This is a genomic window from Chitinophaga sp., assembly GCF_036569185.1.
Taxonomy (GTDB): domain Bacteria; phylum Bacteroidota; class Bacteroidia; order Chitinophagales; family Chitinophagaceae; genus Chitinophaga.
The window spans coordinates 1-17,279 of the sequence record NZ_DATCRD010000161.1; the positions used below are offsets into that span (position 1 = coordinate 1).

At 44.6% G+C, this 17,279-nt stretch carries 18 protein-coding genes and 1 pseudogene; 10 read left to right on the top strand and 9 right to left on the bottom strand.

Features of this window, described 5'->3' with window-relative positions:
* The 4 genes from VIM72_RS11910 to VIM72_RS11925 form a co-directional block, all read left to right on the top strand.
* On the top strand, window positions 1-316 hold a 316-nt coding region (locus VIM72_RS11910; protein ID WP_332003059.1), incomplete at its 5' end, for an exodeoxyribonuclease III.
* Window positions 317-328: 12 nt separating this feature from the next.
* Entirely contained in the window at window positions 329-631 is a 303-nt protein-coding gene (locus VIM72_RS11915; RefSeq protein WP_332003060.1) for a DUF4286 family protein, read from the top strand.
* A gap of 316 nt (window positions 632-947) precedes the next feature.
* On the top strand, window positions 948-1,217 hold the full coding sequence (locus VIM72_RS11920; protein ID WP_029465307.1) for an HU family DNA-binding protein: 270 nt from the start codon (window positions 948-950) through the stop codon (window positions 1,215-1,217).
* Between the two features lie 153 nt (window positions 1,218-1,370).
* Window positions 1,371-1,490 (top strand): 30S ribosomal protein THX, encoded by a 120-nt coding sequence (locus VIM72_RS11925; RefSeq protein WP_079471345.1) that lies wholly within the window; start codon window positions 1,371-1,373, stop codon window positions 1,488-1,490.
* Window positions 1,491-1,570: 80 nt separating this feature from the next.
* Here VIM72_RS11925 and pdxH read toward each other — a convergent pair whose 3' ends face one another.
* A complete protein-coding gene (gene pdxH, locus VIM72_RS11930; RefSeq protein WP_332003061.1) occupies window positions 1,571-2,218 on the bottom strand; it encodes a pyridoxamine 5'-phosphate oxidase in 648 nt (215 codons plus the stop codon).
* Window positions 2,219-2,303: 85 nt separating this feature from the next.
* Between pdxH and VIM72_RS11935 the strand changes: the two genes are divergently transcribed.
* Complete coding sequence (locus VIM72_RS11935) at window positions 2,304-3,416, top strand: DUF3298 and DUF4163 domain-containing protein (RefSeq protein ID WP_332003062.1); 1,113 nt, start codon at window positions 2,304-2,306, stop codon at window positions 3,414-3,416.
* 71 nt (window positions 3,417-3,487) lie between these two features.
* Here the strand turns inward: VIM72_RS11935 and pyrH are convergent, their stop codons facing one another.
* The 8 genes from pyrH to VIM72_RS11975 all read right to left on the bottom strand — a co-directional run bounded on the left by pyrH (window position 3,488) and on the right by VIM72_RS11975 (window position 13,003).
* Window positions 3,488-4,201 (bottom strand): UMP kinase, encoded by a 714-nt coding sequence (pyrH, locus tag VIM72_RS11940; protein WP_142684670.1) that lies wholly within the window; start codon window positions 4,199-4,201, stop codon window positions 3,488-3,490.
* A 201-nt stretch (window positions 4,202-4,402) separates the two neighbouring features.
* Window positions 4,403-5,227 (bottom strand): translation elongation factor Ts, encoded by an 825-nt coding sequence (gene tsf / locus VIM72_RS11945; RefSeq protein WP_332003063.1) that lies wholly within the window; start codon window positions 5,225-5,227, stop codon window positions 4,403-4,405.
* Window positions 5,228-5,361: 134 nt separating this feature from the next.
* Complete coding sequence (gene rpsB / locus VIM72_RS11950) at window positions 5,362-6,345, bottom strand: 30S ribosomal protein S2 (RefSeq protein WP_142684668.1); 984 nt, start codon at window positions 6,343-6,345, stop codon at window positions 5,362-5,364.
* A gap of 92 nt (window positions 6,346-6,437) precedes the next feature.
* Window positions 6,438-6,827 carry a 30S ribosomal protein S9 gene (rpsI, locus tag VIM72_RS11955; RefSeq protein WP_145661599.1) on the bottom strand — a complete coding sequence of 130 codons (390 nt, stop codon included), beginning with the start codon at window positions 6,825-6,827 and terminating at the stop codon, window positions 6,438-6,440.
* A 14-nt stretch (window positions 6,828-6,841) separates the two neighbouring features.
* The gene (gene rplM, locus VIM72_RS11960) at window positions 6,842-7,285 is read right to left on the bottom strand and encodes a 50S ribosomal protein L13 (protein WP_142684667.1); all 444 of its coding nucleotides are present in this window, start codon (window positions 7,283-7,285) and stop codon (window positions 6,842-6,844) included.
* 267 nt (window positions 7,286-7,552) lie between these two features.
* Window positions 7,553-8,929, bottom strand: coding sequence for a RagB/SusD family nutrient uptake outer membrane protein (locus VIM72_RS11965; RefSeq protein ID WP_332003064.1), 1,377 nt, complete (start codon window positions 8,927-8,929; stop codon window positions 7,553-7,555).
* A gap of 51 nt (window positions 8,930-8,980) precedes the next feature.
* Window positions 8,981-12,043 (bottom strand): TonB-dependent receptor, encoded by a 3,063-nt coding sequence (locus VIM72_RS11970; RefSeq protein WP_332003065.1) that lies wholly within the window; start codon window positions 12,041-12,043, stop codon window positions 8,981-8,983.
* Between the two features lie 270 nt (window positions 12,044-12,313).
* The gene (locus VIM72_RS11975) at window positions 12,314-13,003 is read right to left on the bottom strand and encodes a zinc metallopeptidase (RefSeq protein ID WP_332003066.1); all 690 of its coding nucleotides are present in this window, start codon (window positions 13,001-13,003) and stop codon (window positions 12,314-12,316) included.
* A gap of 561 nt (window positions 13,004-13,564) precedes the next feature.
* Here VIM72_RS11975 and radA point away from each other — a divergent pair.
* The 5 genes and pseudogenes from radA to VIM72_RS12000 form a co-directional block, all read left to right on the top strand.
* Window positions 13,565-14,941, top strand: coding sequence for a DNA repair protein RadA (gene radA / locus VIM72_RS11980; RefSeq protein WP_332003067.1), 1,377 nt, complete (start codon window positions 13,565-13,567; stop codon window positions 14,939-14,941).
* A 29-nt stretch (window positions 14,942-14,970) separates the two neighbouring features.
* The gene (locus VIM72_RS11985) at window positions 14,971-15,663 is read left to right on the top strand and encodes a ComF family protein (protein WP_332003068.1); all 693 of its coding nucleotides are present in this window, start codon (window positions 14,971-14,973) and stop codon (window positions 15,661-15,663) included.
* A 90-nt stretch (window positions 15,664-15,753) separates the two neighbouring features.
* Window positions 15,754-16,275: a glutathione peroxidase gene (locus VIM72_RS11990; protein ID WP_332003069.1), complete on the top strand. Its 522-nt coding sequence runs from the start codon at window positions 15,754-15,756 to the stop codon at window positions 16,273-16,275.
* 114 nt (window positions 16,276-16,389) lie between these two features.
* Window positions 16,390-16,935, top strand: a complete 546-nt coding sequence (locus tag VIM72_RS11995; protein WP_332003070.1) for a hypothetical protein — start codon at window positions 16,390-16,392, stop codon at window positions 16,933-16,935.
* A 32-nt stretch (window positions 16,936-16,967) separates the two neighbouring features.
* Window positions 16,968-17,279: pseudogene (locus VIM72_RS12000) on the top strand (hypothetical protein); the annotation flags it as partial.

The following is a 17,279-nucleotide window of genomic DNA, read 5'->3' on the forward strand; positions in this document are numbered from 1 at the left end:
TATCTGCCATAAACCGATAGATATCCATGATCCCGTGAGCAATAAAAACTCTACCGGCTTTTTGCCTGAAGAACGGGCGTGGATGGACCGCTTCTTTGAGAGTGGCTTTGTAGACAGTTTCCGTCATTTTAACACCGATCCCCATCAGTACAGCTGGTGGAGCTTCCGGGCGAATGCCAGGAACAATAACAAGGGCTGGCGTATAGATTATATCAACGTTACCCAGCCATTGAAAAAGCGCCTGAAATATGCCACCATTTATCAACAGGTAAAACACTCGGATCATTGTCCGGTGTTCGTGGAACTGGCAGTATAAACCAAGAGGTGTATGATTATATATAATGTAACTACTAAAGTGGCCGCAGATACGCATTTCAGGTGGCTTCAATGGTTGCGGGAGGAGCATATCCCGGCGATGCTGGCCACGGGCCTGTTCCATGATTACCGCGTCAGCCGCTTGCTGGAGCAGGATGATGAAGAGGGGCCCACCTATGTTGTGCAGTATTTTGCGGAAAGCCTGAACGACTATCAATCCTTCGCAGACCAGCACCAACAGGCGCTGCGGCAGAGAGGATATGATCTTTTCGGCGACCGTTTTATCGCTTTTACAACCGTCATGGAGGTCATTTAAGTAAGGGATCTTTACTAAACTTATCCACAGGAAATCCACTATTTCCGGGGCATCCGGACTTTGGTACAATAGTTGGTCCGATCCCGCGTTAATAGTAAAAAAGCTGGTAAACAAGCCACAGTACAGCGTTTTATGCGATCCTGCTAATGGGCCGACCTTTAGCATGGAAAACATCAATCAGCTGTAACCGTTACCAGTAGCGTTTTTCAGCCGATAAAATTTTCTATAAAAAAGTTGTAAAAAATTTGGTAATCTGATAAAACGCGCTATATTTGCTCACATCAAACATTTTTTCACTAGTTAAATCTTACTAACTATGAACAAAGCCGAATTAATCGACAAGCTTGCTAAAGATGCAGCTATTACCAAAACCCAGGCTAACGAAGCGCTGGACTCTTTCACCAAAGCTGTTGCTGATACCCTGAAAAAAGGTGGTAAAGTAACTTTGGTTGGTTTCGGTACTTTCTCCGTTTCTAAACGTGCAGCACGTAACGGTAGAAACCCACAGACCGGTCAGATCATCAAGATCAAGGCTAAGAAAGTTGCTAAGTTCAAGGCTGGTAAAGCTTTATCCGACAAGCTCTAATCAGTTAACACAACTTATTCAAGCAAGGAACAGTTCATGTTTCTTGCTTTTTTTTTATATCAAACCGCCAGTACTACGCTATTTCGTCGAATTGCAGTATTTTGCAGCCTGATAACATCATATTTAACAACATCAAACTTCAAATTATTCGTTATGGGTAGAGGAGATATTAAAACCAAAAAAGGTAAGATCTTCAGTAAGTCTTTCGGTAAAGTTAGATCTGCAAAGACCAGAAAAAATACTGCCGCTAAAGCTGCTGCACCAAAAGCTTAATTTTACGCTTTTAGTAAAATGCCGCTAAGATTATTCACATAATCTTAGCGGCATTTTTATCTGATACAATTTAATGATCATCAGGGCGCCAGGCGCTCAATCTTCCAGCTTCCTTCCGGTAGTAAGGTATACAGGATCCTGTCGTGCAACCGGCTGCTTCTTCCCTGCCAGAATTCAATCGCCTGCGGCTTTACCACATAACCACCCCAGTAATCAGGTCTTTGAGGCGCCTCCTGCTGATATTTCGCCGCTACCTGGTCTACCTGTTCCTCCAGGAAAGACCGGCCCGGAATAACCTTGCTTTGCGGCGAAGCGATAGCGCCAATGCGGCTTCCCACCGGGCGGCTGTTATAATATTCGTTACTCACAGATACAGGCGCCTTGCTAACAGTGCCCTCTATACGAACCTGGCGTTGCAGCTCCCTCCAGAAAAACAACAGGGTAACATGTGGGTTCTGCGCCAATTCCTGTCCCTTCCGGCTTTCGTAGTTAGTAAAAAACAGAAAGCCATCATCATCAAAACTTTTTAATAATACAATTCTTGCAGAAGGTTTGCCATCTGTTGTACTGGTGGCCAGCGTCATGGCATTAGCTTCATCAATTTCACTATTGATGGCATCATCCCACCATTTCCCGAACTGGGATAGCGGGTACGGCGCCACTTCGCTTTCGTCCAGGGAAGCCAGTTGATAATCTTTACGTAAATCTGCTATTTTCTGGTTCAACATGGTCTGTTATTTTTATGATTCAAACGCGTCCTCAAAGGTATGGAAGGATAATAGTAATTTTGAGGTACCTGATATAAATCATACTATGAAAAGAGTTTTATTACCGGTATTATTGATGACTGTTGCACTACTCTCCTGTCATACACGCAACAACAGCAAAGCACCGGTTAACACTGCCAACATTGTTGTACCGCTGGCTTCCACTCCCCTGTTTTATACCCAGCTGAAAGGGAAACTGGGTAATAAAGAAATTACCATGCAATTGCTGAAAACCGCTCCCCACCTGTTCCGTGGCTACTATTGCGATGACAGCACCGGGCAGCCCATCCCTTTATGGGGCACCCTGGATTCCACCCTGGTGAATATTTATGAAGAAACCAATAATAGTTCGGAAGACCGCCTGTTCAGTGGCTATTTTTCGGACGATGGGAAATTTAACGGGGTATGGCATGGCGACGGCACTTCTTATCATTTTGAACTACATACCGATCTCAAAAATGCCGTTCCCCTGAAAGTATTCTACCAGATCGATTCAGCAAAGCTGGTTCCTTCCTTATCCAAATCGCCGGTAGGTACGGTGACCAACAGTATCATCTGGCCCGACTCTCTGACCGACAGTACCACTGCCCGTTTCATTATCAGCCAGGTAACCGGCAGCAGCCGTGTCACAGATCCGCAGAAATTCCTGCAAAAAGGGATCGACTCCTTTATCCTGAGTTATCGTTACTCGGCCAAAGATGCCGACAGCAGCGAATTCAGCGACAATACTACTGCTTTGTCCTGGAACTGGACCACAGATAATGATATGAAAGTGGTGTATAACACCTGGCCTCTACTGGTGATAGAGAAGTATACCTACAACTTTACCGGCGGGGCACACGGCAACTGGGGCGCTACCTATTATACACTGGATCTGTCTAAACATAAAGTGCTCACCCCTGAGGATGTTTTCAAACCGGGATATAAAGATGCAGTGAGCGGATTGCTCGATAAGGCTTTTAGAAAGCGGTTTAATATGAGTGAAGAAGATGCACTGGACCAGAACCTGCTGGTGAAGAACATTCCGCCGAATAACAATATGATAGTTACCGGTAAAGGGGTTGCTTTCAGCTATGTACCCTATGAAATAGGCCCTTATGCGCTGGGGCAGGTAACGTTATATATACCGTTTACAGAAATGAAGGAAATACTGAAATAAACTGATCCAGTAAAGGACATAAAAAAGCAGCGAAGACTATTGTTCTTCGCTGCTTTTTTTTATGCGTTCAATTATCCTTTTACCAGGGTACCCACATTTTTACCCATGATCACGTTCAGGAGATTGCCCTGACGGTTCATATCAAACACAATGATAGGCAGCTTATTTTCCTGGCAAAGGGTAAATGCTGTCATATCCATCACGTTGAGGGATTTCTGGTATACTTCTGAAAAGGTAATGGTTTCGAAACGGGTAGCTGTTTTATCCTTTTCAGGATCAGCAGTGTAGATACCATCTACACGTGTTCCTTTGAGGATTACATCCGCCTGGATTTCAATAGCGCGCAGGGAAGCGGCAGTATCAGTAGTAAAATACGGGTTACCGGTACCTCCCCCGAATATTACCACACGGCCTTTTTCCACGTGGCGGATGGCGCGACGGCGGATATAAGGCTCCGCGATCTGTTCCATTTTGATGGCAGACTGAAGGCGGGTATACAAACCTACCTTTTCCAGGCCGCTCTGGAGAGCCATCCCATTGATCACAGTGGCAAGCATCCCCATGTAATCGCCCTGGGCTCTTTCTATGCCGGTATCGGCTTCGTTCATTCCCCGGTAGATGTTACCACCCCCTATAACGATGGCCACCTGAACTCCCAGATCGGTAACTGCCTTAATATCGTAGGCATACTGAGATATCACCTTCGGATCAATACCATAATTTGCATCCCCCATGAGGGCCTCACCGCTCAATTTGAGCAAAATACGCTTATACTTTGGCAACATGACGCTATAAAATATTGTAAGATTGTGATTTTCCTAATATCGATTACGGTATTCTAATATACAACTTAAATGCAGAAAGGAGGAAAGGAAGAAAAAAATGCCTTTTCTGATACCTGTTTACTGTCCTTTTATGTGTATGATTAGTTATGCACAAAAAAAAGGAGAGAAACGAATTCTCTCCTTTTTTTTGATATTTTCTTATTAACCTAAAGCAATTCGCTTAAAGCCATTTACTTTCAGATCAGCATCTACAGATTTCAGGTAATCCGCTACAGACTTGTTATTGTCTTTAACGAAAGCCTGTTGCAGCAGGGTGCTTTCTTTGAAGAATTTATTTACTTTACCGGCAGCGATTTTTTCAGCCATTTCAGCAGGTTTACCTTCGGCTTTCACCTGTTCAACAGCAATTTCTTTTTCGCGGGCGATCAGTTCAGCAGGAACGCTATCAGCATCAACTGCGATAGGGTTCATAGCTGCAATCTGCATAGCGATATCTTTACCTACTTCTTCAGAAACAGGTTTAGAGAAAGCAACCAGTACACCCATGCGGTAGTTACCGTGAATGTAAGAGGTTACGCCACCAGCTTCAACGAATTCAAATTTATTGAGGGTGATTTTCTCACCGATTTTTGCAACCTGGTCGTTTACTTTATCAGCAACGCTGGCGCCATCCAGTTGGGCGGCATTCAGGTCGTCTACATTTTTGATACCGTTAGCCAGTGCCAGGTCTACGATAGACTGTGCAAATTTCACGAAGTCTTCGTTCTTAGCTACGAAGTCGGTTTCACAACCCAGTCCTACAATAACACCGGATTTACCATCAGCTGAAGTTTTAGCGATGATAACGCCTTCTTTGGTTTCACGATCGGAACGTAAAGCGGCCACTTTCTGACCTTTTTTACGCAGGTAGTCTACTGCTTTTTCAAAATCGCCATCACTTTCTACCAGTGCCTTTCTGCAATCCATCATACCAGCACCAGTTTGCTGACGCAGTTTATTTACATCAGCTGCTGTAATTGTTGCCATGAGCTATAATTAGTTTATTTGTTGTAAAAATTATTGCAAGTACTAAATCGGCTTTTAGCTATTAGCCTTTAGCTGTTAGGACCTTATTGGTAGAACTAACAGCTAAAGGCTAATAGCTAAAAGCTTATATAAAATTATCTTCCGCCGCCTGGTTTTCTTGGACCCTGGCTACCGGCACCAGATGGACGACGTTGTCCGCCTGCTGCACCACCGCCACGGTTAGCGCCGCCACCACGGTTAGCACCGCCCTGGCCACCAGGACCACGACCGCCGCCACGGTTAGCACCACCCGGACCGCCCGGACCACGACCACCCTGTGCACCTGGTTTGCGACCTCTTTCGCGGTCTTCACCACCTTCTACTTCAAATTTGCGGGCCTTATCATCTGCTTCTTCTTCTTCCTCTACTTCTTCAGATTTCTCTGTAGCTCTTTCAGAAAGACCTTCAGCGATCGCTGCACAGATATAGCTGGTGATGATAGCGATAGATTTAGTAGCATCGTCATTCGCAGGGATAGCGAAATCTACTTTGGTAGGATCGGAGTTGGTATCTACCATACCGAAAGTAGAAATACCCAGACGCTTAGCTTCAGCCAGTGCAATGTGCTCGTGGCTGATATCAACCATAAACAGTGCAGCCGGTACGCGTGCCAGTTGGGCAATACCACCCAGCACTTTCTCCATTTTCTCTTTATCGCGGCTTAAAGTAAGACGTTCTTTCTTGGTGATGTTATCGAATGTACCGTCCTGCAGCATTTTTTCAATGCTCTGCATTTTCTTTACACTCTTACGGATCGTAGAGAAGTTAGTGAGCATACCACCTAACCATCTTTCAGTTACGAAAGGCATGTTGATGTTACGCGCAGCATCTGCCACGATTTCTTTCGCCTGCTTCTTAGTAGCAACGAACATGATCTTCTTACCGCTTTTAGCGATGGATTTCAGGGCAGCAGCTGCTTCCTGTAAACCTTCTACGGTTTTGTTCAGATCAATGATATGAATACCTTTCTTTTCTGCGAAAATATAAGGCAGCATCTTGGGATTCCACTTTTTCTTCAGGTGACCGAAGTGAACACCTGCCTCCAGTAACTGCTGCTGCAATGAGGTATTATTTTCCATGTTTATATTACTCAATTAAAAGGATCAAATAATGTTTAGCTTTTAGCATCCGGCGAATTAGCCCGGAGCTAACGGCCAATAGCTCAAAAATATTAGCGTTTAGAGAACTGGAAGCTTCTTCTTGCTTTCGCTTTACCTGGTTTCTTACGTTCAACTCCACGTGGATCACGTTTCAGCAAACCTGCAGCTTTCAATGCAGGACGGAACTCAATGTTCACTTCGCACAAAGCACGGGCAATACCCAGCTTAATTGCTTCAGCCTGACCTTTGATACCACCACCCTGTGCATTTATTTTCACATCAAATTTATCGAGTGCATCGATAGTTTTGAAAGGCAGCTCCACCTGGTTCTGCAGGTAGATCAAAGAAAAGTAGTTTTTATAATCTTTGTCGTTTACAGTAATGTTACCGGTACCCTTGTTGATATACACACGGGCAACAGCTTCCTTACGACGACCTATTGTATTTTTTTGCTTTTCCATGTATCAGAGAAAAATTAGAAAGTTAAAGGTTGTGGTTTCTGCGCAGCATGAGGATGTTCAGCACCAGCATATACAAATAATTTTTTGTACATAGCACGGCCCAGACGGTTTTTAGGCAACATACCTTTAACAGCCTTTTCGATCAACACTTCAGGACGGCGACGAACCAGGTCCTTTGCTAATTCGATTCTCTGACCACCTGGGAAACCAGTGTAGTGCATGTATTCTTTTTCCTGCATTTTATTACCGGTCAGGGCAATTTTCTCTGCATTGATCACGATGATATAATCACCACAATCAGTATGAGGCGTATAGTAAGGCTTGTTTTTACCTCTTAAGATAGCAGCCATCTTAGCAGCAACCCTTCCGAGTGTCAGGTTAGTAGCATCTACTATATGCCAGTCACGCTTTACGTAAGCGTCGTTAGCCGATTTAGTTCTGAAACTTAATGTATTCATTGTTGTATACGATAAAAATTACGTCTTGTAAACAATTCCCCGATTATGAGGAGTGCAAAGGTACACCGCACATTCTTAATAACCATACATTTCAGGCACTTTTTTACAAGACACCTCTGCAATTGATTGATTTTCAATAAAAAATTTGTATGAAAGTTATTAACAACAGCTAACAACACGGTTAATAACTGTTTTTTTTGTTATATAAACACATAAAAAAAGCAGCCGCCATGAACCGGCGGCTGCTTCCTTTTATTATTTATTTGCTCAATAACCCGGATTCTGGCTCAGGTTCGGATTCACATCCCTTTCAGATTGTGGCACCGGTAAAACCAGTTTAGGATCATCATAGTTAAGACTACCCACTTTTAGCTTCAACCGCTTAACTGTCCACAACCGGTCTCCCTCATAAACCAGCTCCCTGAACCGCTCGTCCGCGAAATCGGCGGATGTAACCGCTGTTAATGGCGTAGCCCTGGCCCTGTTCCTTATTGTGTTCACATCATCCAGCGGGGAAACCCCACCTGTTGGAGCGCCACCCTTGCGGAAGTTGGCTTCTGCTCTTGTGAGCACCATTTCAGCAAGACGAACCACGGGGATCGCTTTGTAGATATCCTTCCATTTGCTGGTATAGATACCCCGGGACCCTGAAATACTCACGCCATTATATACAAAGGTCTTGCGTGTATCTCCATTCTCATAAAGATTCAGGAATTCCGGTAAAACCTGTACATCTCCCCTTCCCACTGGCCTTGCAGAATAAAAAGTAGGTATCCCATTATTGGAGGTACCCGCATTACTTTGCGTGCTTTGCTGAATGGCAAAAATGTCTTCCCCTGAATTGGTAATATTATTAAATGCCTTGTCGATGGTGGCTTCTATAACAAATCCACCATTAGTGATCACTTCATTTGCAGCAGCAGCGGCTTCTGCATATTTTCCCTGGTTCATATAAACACGCGCCAGGAAAGCCAGCGCCGAATATTTGGTGGCCCGGCCCGATTCATTGGACTCCGGTAAATCTGCAGCGGCTGCTGTAAGGTCTGCTATTACCTGTTTGTATACGTCCTCTACTGAAGACCGTGGTTTGTTATCACGCTCTGGTATATAGGTTCCAACAGATTCCAGTATCAGCGGCACCGCAGGATTGGTAGTGGTATTACCTGCAGAATAGGGCAAACCAAAGAAATTAGCCAGTTCAAAATAGGTAATCCCCCTGATGAATTTTGCTTCTGCAGCGATACTTTTCTGTTCGCTGGTATCCACTACATTAATTTTCTCCAATACAGTATTAACCCCGGCAATAACAATATAAGCGCGCCCCCACATGCCCTGGGCAATACTGAGCGTTCTGTCCTGCTTTTTCTCAAATAACTGCCTGTAAGCAACAAATGTACCTACCCAGTTTAATTGTTCATCCGCGGCAAGTAAATCTGCAGCCAGCAAATTGCGCTCTCCAAAAGAGTTGTAATGCTGCAGAGAATTATAACTTCCAAAGAGCACCGCTTTTACATCATCCCCGGTGGTAATCTGGTCCGGCGTTATTTGTTGCTGAGGAAGTACATCCAGTTTTTTATTGCATCCCGAACCTGCCAGCAGCAGAAGCCCTAATGACGCATGGATTATATATTTTGTGATTTTCATGCTTTGCGTGTTTTTAATTTAAATAACCAAACATTGCTTACAACCGGCAGATCAGAACCGTACATTTAATCCCACTGTAAACGTTCTCGCCTGCGGAATAGTGTAGAAGTCAACCCCGCCCGAAGTGTTGGTAGACGTATTGGTTTCTGATGCCAATGGCGCCGTATTTACTTCCGGATCACTGATGTAATGGGTTTTAGTCCAAAGATTATAGGCCATTGCGTAAACTTTTATACCCTGGATCTTCAGCGCGGAAATCGCTTTCTTAGGCAGGTTATACCCCAGCGTTACATTCTTTAAACGGATATAGGAACCATTATAGATGTAGCGGGATGTTGCTTCACCACCAGTACCATATGATAAACTCACTTTAGGCACATCGGTAATATCACCAGGTTTCTGCCACCTGTTCATAATATCATGTGTCTGGTTATCCAATCCATTTGCAAACCCGGTGGTTTGATAAATACCAGCCTGGTTATAAATAGAGTTACCGCTCACAAATGTGAAGAACACACTCAGGTCAAATCCTTTATAGGAGAAGTTATTGGTGAAACCGCCTGTGAAGTCGGGATTGGAATTACCAACAACAACATTGGGCGCCTTGCTGAAATCCGTTGTTGTTTTCCCTGTAGAATCAATGTATAAAGCCACACCGGTTTGAGGGTCTGCGCCTGCAAATCGTGGTAAATAGAAAGAGCCGATGGCTTCTCCTTCCACTGCGCGCTGAACGCCGGTATTGATGATCTGGCCTTTAAGATCTGTGATCTTGTTCTTATTGTATGCAATATTGAACGTAGTGCTCCATTTAAATGCACCTTCGAAGTTACGGGTGGTCAAAGAAAACTCCACTCCTTTGTTTTCCATTTTACCGAGATTGCGGTAAATGTTGGCATAACCCGTTGTCTGTGGAATATTTACACTCAGCAACAGATCAGTAGTATTCTTTTTATAAACGTCCACTTCACCGGAGATACGGTTATTTAAAAATCCGAATTCAAGACCGGCATCTGTCTGGAAAGTTTTTTCCCATTTCAGATCGGGATTACCAATGGTAGATGGCTGGAAACCGGGAAGATTAGGATAGTTGGTAATGTCATACAGGGAAAGGAACCTGCTTTCACCGATTTCGGCATTACCAGTTAAACCCGCACTGGCTCTTAATTTCAGGAAGCTCAGTACTTTTGATTCTTTCAGGAAATCCTCCTGTGAAATTACCCAACCCAATGATCCTGCAGGGAAGTAACCATACTTGTTATCAGGACCGAAACGGGATGATCCATCGCTTCTTATACTGAATCCTGCAAGATACTTCTCGTTATAGCTATAGTTAGCCCTGAAGAAATAGGAAAGGAAAGTATACCTGTAATTATCCGACTTTCCGTAAGTCACGGTAGTAGCTCCCGACAGGTTCTTTACCGCATCGGAAGGGTAACCTTCGGCCTGTATTGATGCAGAGCGGTTATCATTCTGCAGGTAGCTCATACCCAATACCATATTAAGTTTGTGCTTACCGCCCAGCTCCGGACTGATGGTAAAAAAGTTATTGGTATTAAGGGAGATACTCTGTGCATTGATGGATTGACCTTTACCAATTCCTGCTCCATCCTGTGATAACTTACTCTTGAAGTAATCTTCGTTCATGTTAACGATGTCTGTTCCCAGTTCAGACCGGAAGGTTAACCATGGCAGAAAGGTGTAGCTGGCATAAATGTTTCCCAGTGTACGGAAAGTAACCTGTTTATCTGTATCATACAACGCATCCAGCAAACCATTGTCGTAGAGTGTTCTTGCATTAGGTTTTCCGGTTTCAGGATCAATCAATGGAGAGATCGGTAATTGCGCTACCAGCTGTCCTGGTGTTGAGAAGGAGTTGTCATCGGTAACCCTGTCGAGCTGTGAGCGGTTTATGCTCATGTTGATACCTATTGTTAATTTATCGGTAGCGGCATGATCGAGGCTCAGGCGGGCGCCGTAACGGGTAAATTTGTTATTGATCACGATCGCATCCTGCCCGGAGTAAAATCCGGATACAAAGAACCTTGTTTTCTCATTACCACCTGTAGCAGAAAGGTTCACCTGGTTAGTCCTTGCCACATCGCGGTATACCTGGTCTTCCCAGTTAACATCCACCGCCTGTTTACGCCAGTCGGTGCCCAGTGCATACTGGTCAAGGATGCCTTCGTAACTTTTCGTATAGTCGTCTATTGCTTCCTTCTCAGAACCATAACCGCTATCCTGGTTGGCAAAATCTGTTTTACCATCGTTGACTGCAGCTTCAAGAAGCAGGTCTACATATTGTTTGGCATTAAGGAATCCACGTTTTTTAGTTGGTTTTCCCCAGCCAGTATTAACATCAAGATTAAATACTGTTTTCTGGTTGAGCTTTCCCTTTTTAGTGGTCACCAATACAACGCCATTGGAGGCGCGGGCACCATAAATGGCCGAAGCGGAGGCATCTTTCAGCACTTCCACTGATTCAATATCATTAGGGTTAATATCCACAAGCGGGTTTGTCACCTCGTTATTAGCATCTGTTTGAAGGCTGCTTTCAACGGGCATACCATCTACAATATAAAGAGGCTGGCTGCTGGCGGAAATAGAGGAAGTTCCGCGTATACGAACTTTAATGCCCTGCCCTACTTTACCGCTACCAGATTCAATTACAACACCTGCAGCTTTACCCTGAATAGCCTGGTCAAAGCTGGGCACCGGGATATCTTCTATTTCTGCTGCATTTATTTTAGAAATGGCGCCTGTAACATCCCTTTTACGCTGGGTACCGTAACCTACTACCACCACCTCGGAAATATCCTTGGAGCTGGATGACATGGATACGTTGATCACATTTCTGCCGGAAATGGGCACTTCCTGGTCCGCGTAACCAATAAAAGAAAATACCAGTGTAGTGGCATTTTCATCCACATTTAATTTAAATGTACCGTCCGGGTTGGTAACTGATCCTTCTTTGAGGTTCTTTACCTTAACGGTCACTCCCGGTAGCGGGCTGCCATCCTTCTGGTCGGTAACTTTACCGGTAATTTGTTTCGACTGGGCAAACGAGAATGTGCAAAATAGCAACAATATGCCCATCAACGAATAGAATCGCGTCATGGTTCTGGATTTAGATTTTAGAATTTAAATAGCAGCAGGCTGAACTATTTGGTTGAACTGATCAGATTTAGTGAACTTTTATTTTTGGTTGAATGCTTGGGCTGTAATTTTCTCTCAATAAGCAAAAACACGAGATAGTGCTTAGCTATCTACGGGGTAAATCTAAAAAATATTTTCCATTCCTCTTAATAAAATGTTAACGACTTATGTGATATAAGCCAAAAAGGCGGCCTGGATGGCCGCCTTTGTAAATATGATACTTTATTTTAATTAATCCCTGTTCCTGGCACCCATATAAATTAATATATACTGCACAAGTGTGGCCACAGAAGCAAGCGCAGCCACTACATAGGTCATGGCGGCCCACCAGAGCGCATTTTTGGCTTTATCATGCTCTTCTCTCCGCATAATGGTGGTATTATCCAGCCATGCCAGCGCCCTTCGGGAGGCGTCGAACTCCACAGGCAGCGTTACCAGCGAAAATACCGTGGTAATTCCAAACAAAATAATACCTCCGAGCAATAACTGGGGGAAGGTGTTGATGAGGAAAATACCGGCCAGTAATACCCAGGAAACGATATTGGAACTGACCTGAACCACCGGCACCAGCCTGGACCGCAGGCCCAGCCAGGGATAAGCTGCAGCATGCTGTACCGCGTGCCCGCACTCGTGGGCCGCTACTGCAGCAGCAGCCACATTGGCTCCGTTATATACATCCGGGCTCAGGTTTACCGTTTTATCGGCCGGGTTGTAGTGATCAGACAGAAATCCTTCGGCTTCCCGTATCTGAACATCATATATCTGATTGTCTCTCAACATCTTTTCGGCAATTTGCCTGCCGGTTAAACCGGAAGAGGTGGGTACTTCACTGTAAGCCCGGAACTTACTTTTAAGAACGAAGCTTACCAGCAGGCTGATCCCCACAAAAATCAGCGATAAAAACATAATTCCAGGTGTCATAATAATATAAAATTAGATGATCTTATGGCACAAATATCTCACCAGATGCTCCCTTTTAAGGTTTATTTATCACTAACCTGCCAACCCTTCTTTTTGTTGTCCGATTATAAATTTAACACTGTCATTATGGCGCTAAAAATTATTTTTTCAGCAAAAAAGCGCCTGTTTGTCATTTACAAAAATATATTTTATTATCTTTTTTTAATATACAAAAATCATCGGCATCAACCCTATTTATCAACATTTTACGAGCCTCCAATGAAAGTAATATTGGATAAAAACAAGCCCTGAAACAAGCGATGGCAGCCACTTTCTCCGGTCCGGCAAATACCTCAAAAGTTATTCACATCAATTAAATAAACTTTTTTATTCTGAAGCCATTTTGTAATTTAGACCTGAATTTAATGGGTTAGTAAGTAGAAAGAGTCAGCGGAATCTTCCGTTTGGCTCTTTTCTCTTTTTACACCTTCTCACCTCCTTTTTTAACACTTCCCATCTCATCATTTCGGTTCAATAAATGTAAAAACGTTACTTTGTAACGCATCCTTTTTTATAAAAATCATGAGTAAAATCAGAACAGCTTTTTTCTGTCAGAATTGTGGATACGAATCTGCTAAATGGAATGGAAAATGTCCAAGTTGCGGAGAATGGAATACGTTCGTGGAAGAAAGAGTACAAAAAGATATTCCACTTAAACAGGCGGATTGGAAAAACAACGATACTACCTCCTCCCGGACACATAAAATAATTAACCTTTCCGAAGTAGTCACAAAAGATGAAGAACGGATTTTAACCCCCGACAATGAATTGAACCGTGTGCTGGGAGGCGGCATAGTAGCGGGTTCGCTGGTACTGGTTGGTGGAGAGCCCGGCATAGGAAAGTCAACGCTCTTTCTTCAGAATGCCTTACAGCTGAAGCATATCAAAACACTTTATATCAGCGGTGAAGAAAGTGAACAACAGATAAAAATGAGAGCAGACCGTATTCAGAATTCCAACGAACAATTCTATCTGCTCACAGAAACTTCGACACAGACCATCTTCCAGGAAATTAAAAAATTACAACCACAACTGGTCATCGTTGATTCTATTCAAACACTACACTCTCCGTTCATTGAATCGGCGCCGGGAAGCGTATCACAAATCAGGGAAACAACCGCAGAATTACAACGCTTCGCCAAAGAAAGCAATATCCCCGTATTCCTTATCGGGCACATCACGAAGGATGGCTCCATCGCCGGCCCGAAAGTGCTGGAACACATGGTGGATACGGTTTTACAATTTGAAGGCGACCAACACTATGCCTACCGCATCCTGCGTACTATCAAAAACAGGTTTGGTTCCACCGCTGAACTGGGCATTTACGAAATGACCGGCACTGGCCTCAGGCAGGTAACCAATCCTTCAGAGATCCTTATTTCCCAGCGGGAAGATCTCCTGAGCGGTGTAGCTATTGCTGCCACCATGGAAGGGATGCGCCCCCTCCTCGTGGAGGTTCAGGCGCTCGTTACACAATCCGTTTACGGAACACCGCAACGCACAGCTACGGGCTTCGATCTCCGCAGGTTGCAGCTCCTCCTGGCTGTACTGGAAAAACGGGGCGGCTTCCACTTCGGTGTAAAAGATGTATTCCTCAACATTGCCGGCGGCATCCGTGTGGAAGACCCGGCCATTGACCTGGCGGTATTGTGCGCCCTGCTCTCTTCTTATGAAGACAATGCCATTTCCCCCAAGATCTGTTTTTCGGGAGAAGTAGGCCTGAGTGGTGAGATAAGAGCTGTGAACCGTATTGAACAAAGGATTGCTGAAGCAGAAAAACTGGGCTTTGAGAAAATATTTATTTCACGTTACAACAAAAAAGGAATTGATTTCAGTAAATTCCATATCGAAGTAATTGCTGTAGGAAGAGTGGAAGAAGTATACCAGCGGTTATTTTAAACACCACGTCATATCTTTAAAACCATACGATGCTTACCAGTTTGTTTTCCCCACTGGTTCATCTGTTTTACCCGCATTGCTGTGAATTGTGCGGTACTGACCTGCATCAGACAGATGAACTGTTATGCCTGCGTTGCGCGCAGGCTTTGCCACTTACCCACTTTGAGCGCTATCCCAACAACCCGGTAGCACAGGTGTTCCGTGGAAGAGTTATCATAGAGCAGGCTACAGCTGCTTATTACTATAACCAGTCGACCGGCCTGCAACAGCTTATTCACCGGTTTAAATATCACCAACGAAAGGATATTGCCACCTGGCTGGGCAGGCAAACCGGTTACCAGCTCCTGGAAAGCGACTGGATCAGCACCATCAGCTTACTGGTACCGGTTCCCCTGAACCCGCGGAAAGAAAAAACACGGGGCTACAACCAGGCGGCCCTGCTGGCTAACGGCATTGCCCAGGTGATTCCCGCCCTGCCGGTGTATCCAGACGCCCTCCGCCGGCAGCAGTTCACCGCTACACAAACAAAAAAAGGACGTACAGACAGGTGGCAGAATGTAGCCACCGCCTTCCAGGCCAATGGCAACCTTCCGGCAGATGCGCATGTATTACTGATCGACGATGTGATTACTACCGGCGCCACCACAGAAGCTTGTTGCAGGGCTTTGCAACAGGCCGGCGCCCGGGTAAGCGTATGTTGCCTGGCCTACGCATGGAAATGAGAAATTCTTCTGCATTTTTATCAGGGGAATGCTAACTTTACAAGCACAGTCTTAAAAGACTATTTTAATCTGTCTTTAAAAAAAATCTATATGTTCAGATTAGCTATACTATCGGTTGTTATGCTCTTTGCCTCATCACACCTTTATGACTTCAAAGTAGATGCCGTTGACGGAGGAAAGATTGATTTCTCCAAATACAAAGGAAAGAAAGTATTGATCGTGAATACCGCATCGCTGTGTGGCAATACCCCACAATACGAAGGGCTGGAAAAGCTGTACAAGAAGTACCACGACAAGCTGGTTATTGTTGGTTTCCCCGCCAACAACTTTGGTTCGCAGGAGCCCGGCACCAACAAGGAAATACAACAGTTCTGCACCAAGCAGTACGCAGTAACCTTCCCGATGGCCGCCAAAATATCTGTAAAAGGCTCAGACATCCATCCCCTGTACAAATGGCTGCTGGAGGAAAGCAAAGCCAAACACATGGAACCAACTGAGGTTACCTGGAACTTCCAGAAATATCTCCTGGATGAAAAAGGCAACCTGGTAGCTGTATTTTCGCCGAAAACGCAACCTGAATCCGCTGAAGTGATTGCTGCGATTGAAAAATAGTTCTTTATTAACTGTCGCTGATTTCTCTATAAAAGAAAACTGCAGGTACCGGCGTAAACGTATATCCGTTTACGTAGGTACCTGTTATTAATTGGACAACGCGCAACCATATTCATGAAACACTTCCATGTTCCTGCAATCAATCGCTTGCCGCTGGTGGCATTACTGTGCATCCTGATGGGAGCCTGCCAGCATGGTGACGACCTTCCTTCTCTTTCCTGCCCCGAAATGCAGATGGTCACTAACATCGGCAATACTACCAATATCATGAGCTTTAGCCGGAGCCTCCTGTTCCGCGAACGGACAGATACCGGCGGCCTCAAATTTCTGAGTGTGGAAACAGTGTCGGATTCCTGCAGGGTGGTATTTAACCTGACAGACGGCATGTACGATGAAGCAGGATTGCGGAATGACAGCCTGCATCTGAAAACTTATACCTATACCCGCCATGGAGCGCAATCCGGCGGCCTGGTAGCCGTAGCAGTAAAAAACAGCAACGGTGAATTTACTTTTCTTACCACAGATTCTTCCAGTGTCACGATCCGTAAAATGAATCTCCGGTCACAAACAATATCCGGTAGCTTTTATTTTGTTGACAATGAGAAAAAGATCAACGGGGCCGGCACTTTTGAAAATGCCTGTTACGTATCTCTTCAATAAATGATTAGCCTCCTTTTCATTATCTTGCGCCCATGCTTTTTTCTGATATCATAGGACAAGTAGAGGTAAAACAACAACTCATTCAATCGGTTCAGCATAACCGGTTAAGTCATGCCATGATACTGCTTGCCCCGGAAGGCGCAGGCGGTCTTCCGCTCGGGCTGGCCTTTACCCAATACCTGGTTTGCGAAAACAAACAAGCACAGGATGCCTGCGGACAATGCGCCGCATGCCTCAAGGCTTCACAGTTTGTACATCCTGATATCCATTATTCCTACCCGGTTATTCCGCGCAAAGCAGGAGATAAACCGGTGAGTACAGATTATATTACAGAATGGCGGGAG

Bases quoted from the DNA above. Each gene is read 5' to 3' on its own strand.
- VIM72_RS11915 (WP_332003060.1), top strand. From the start codon at position 329: ATGATTATATATAATGTAACTACTAAAGTGGCCGCAGATACGCATTTC.
- VIM72_RS11920 (WP_029465307.1), top strand. From the start codon at position 948: ATGAACAAAGCCGAATTAATCGACAAGCTTGCTAAAGATGCAGCTATT.
- VIM72_RS11925 (WP_079471345.1), top strand. From the start codon at position 1,371: ATGGGTAGAGGAGATATTAAAACCAAAAAAGGTAAGATCTTCAGTAAG.
- pdxH (WP_332003061.1), bottom strand. From the start codon at position 2,218: ATGTTGAACCAGAAAATAGCAGATTTACGTAAAGATTATCAACTGGCT.
- VIM72_RS11935 (WP_332003062.1), top strand. From the start codon at position 2,304: ATGAAAAGAGTTTTATTACCGGTATTATTGATGACTGTTGCACTACTC.
- pyrH (WP_142684670.1), bottom strand. From the start codon at position 4,201: ATGTTGCCAAAGTATAAGCGTATTTTGCTCAAATTGAGCGGTGAGGCC.
- tsf (WP_332003063.1), bottom strand. From the start codon at position 5,227: ATGGCAACAATTACAGCAGCTGATGTAAATAAACTGCGTCAGCAAACT.
- rpsB (WP_142684668.1), bottom strand. From the start codon at position 6,345: ATGGAAAATAATACCTCATTGCAGCAGCAGTTACTGGAGGCAGGTGTT.
- rpsI (WP_145661599.1), bottom strand. From the start codon at position 6,827: ATGGAAAAGCAAAAAAATACAATAGGTCGTCGTAAGGAAGCTGTTGCC.
- rplM (WP_142684667.1), bottom strand. From the start codon at position 7,285: ATGAATACATTAAGTTTCAGAACTAAATCGGCTAACGACGCTTACGTA.
- VIM72_RS11965 (WP_332003064.1), bottom strand. From the start codon at position 8,929: ATGAAAATCACAAAATATATAATCCATGCGTCATTAGGGCTTCTGCTG.
- VIM72_RS11970 (WP_332003065.1), bottom strand. From the start codon at position 12,043: ATGACGCGATTCTATTCGTTGATGGGCATATTGTTGCTATTTTGCACA.
- VIM72_RS11975 (WP_332003066.1), bottom strand. From the start codon at position 13,003: ATGACACCTGGAATTATGTTTTTATCGCTGATTTTTGTGGGGATCAGC.
- radA (WP_332003067.1), top strand. From the start codon at position 13,565: ATGAGTAAAATCAGAACAGCTTTTTTCTGTCAGAATTGTGGATACGAA.
- VIM72_RS11985 (WP_332003068.1), top strand. From the start codon at position 14,971: ATGCTTACCAGTTTGTTTTCCCCACTGGTTCATCTGTTTTACCCGCAT.
- VIM72_RS11990 (WP_332003069.1), top strand. From the start codon at position 15,754: ATGTTCAGATTAGCTATACTATCGGTTGTTATGCTCTTTGCCTCATCA.
- VIM72_RS11995 (WP_332003070.1), top strand. From the start codon at position 16,390: ATGAAACACTTCCATGTTCCTGCAATCAATCGCTTGCCGCTGGTGGCA.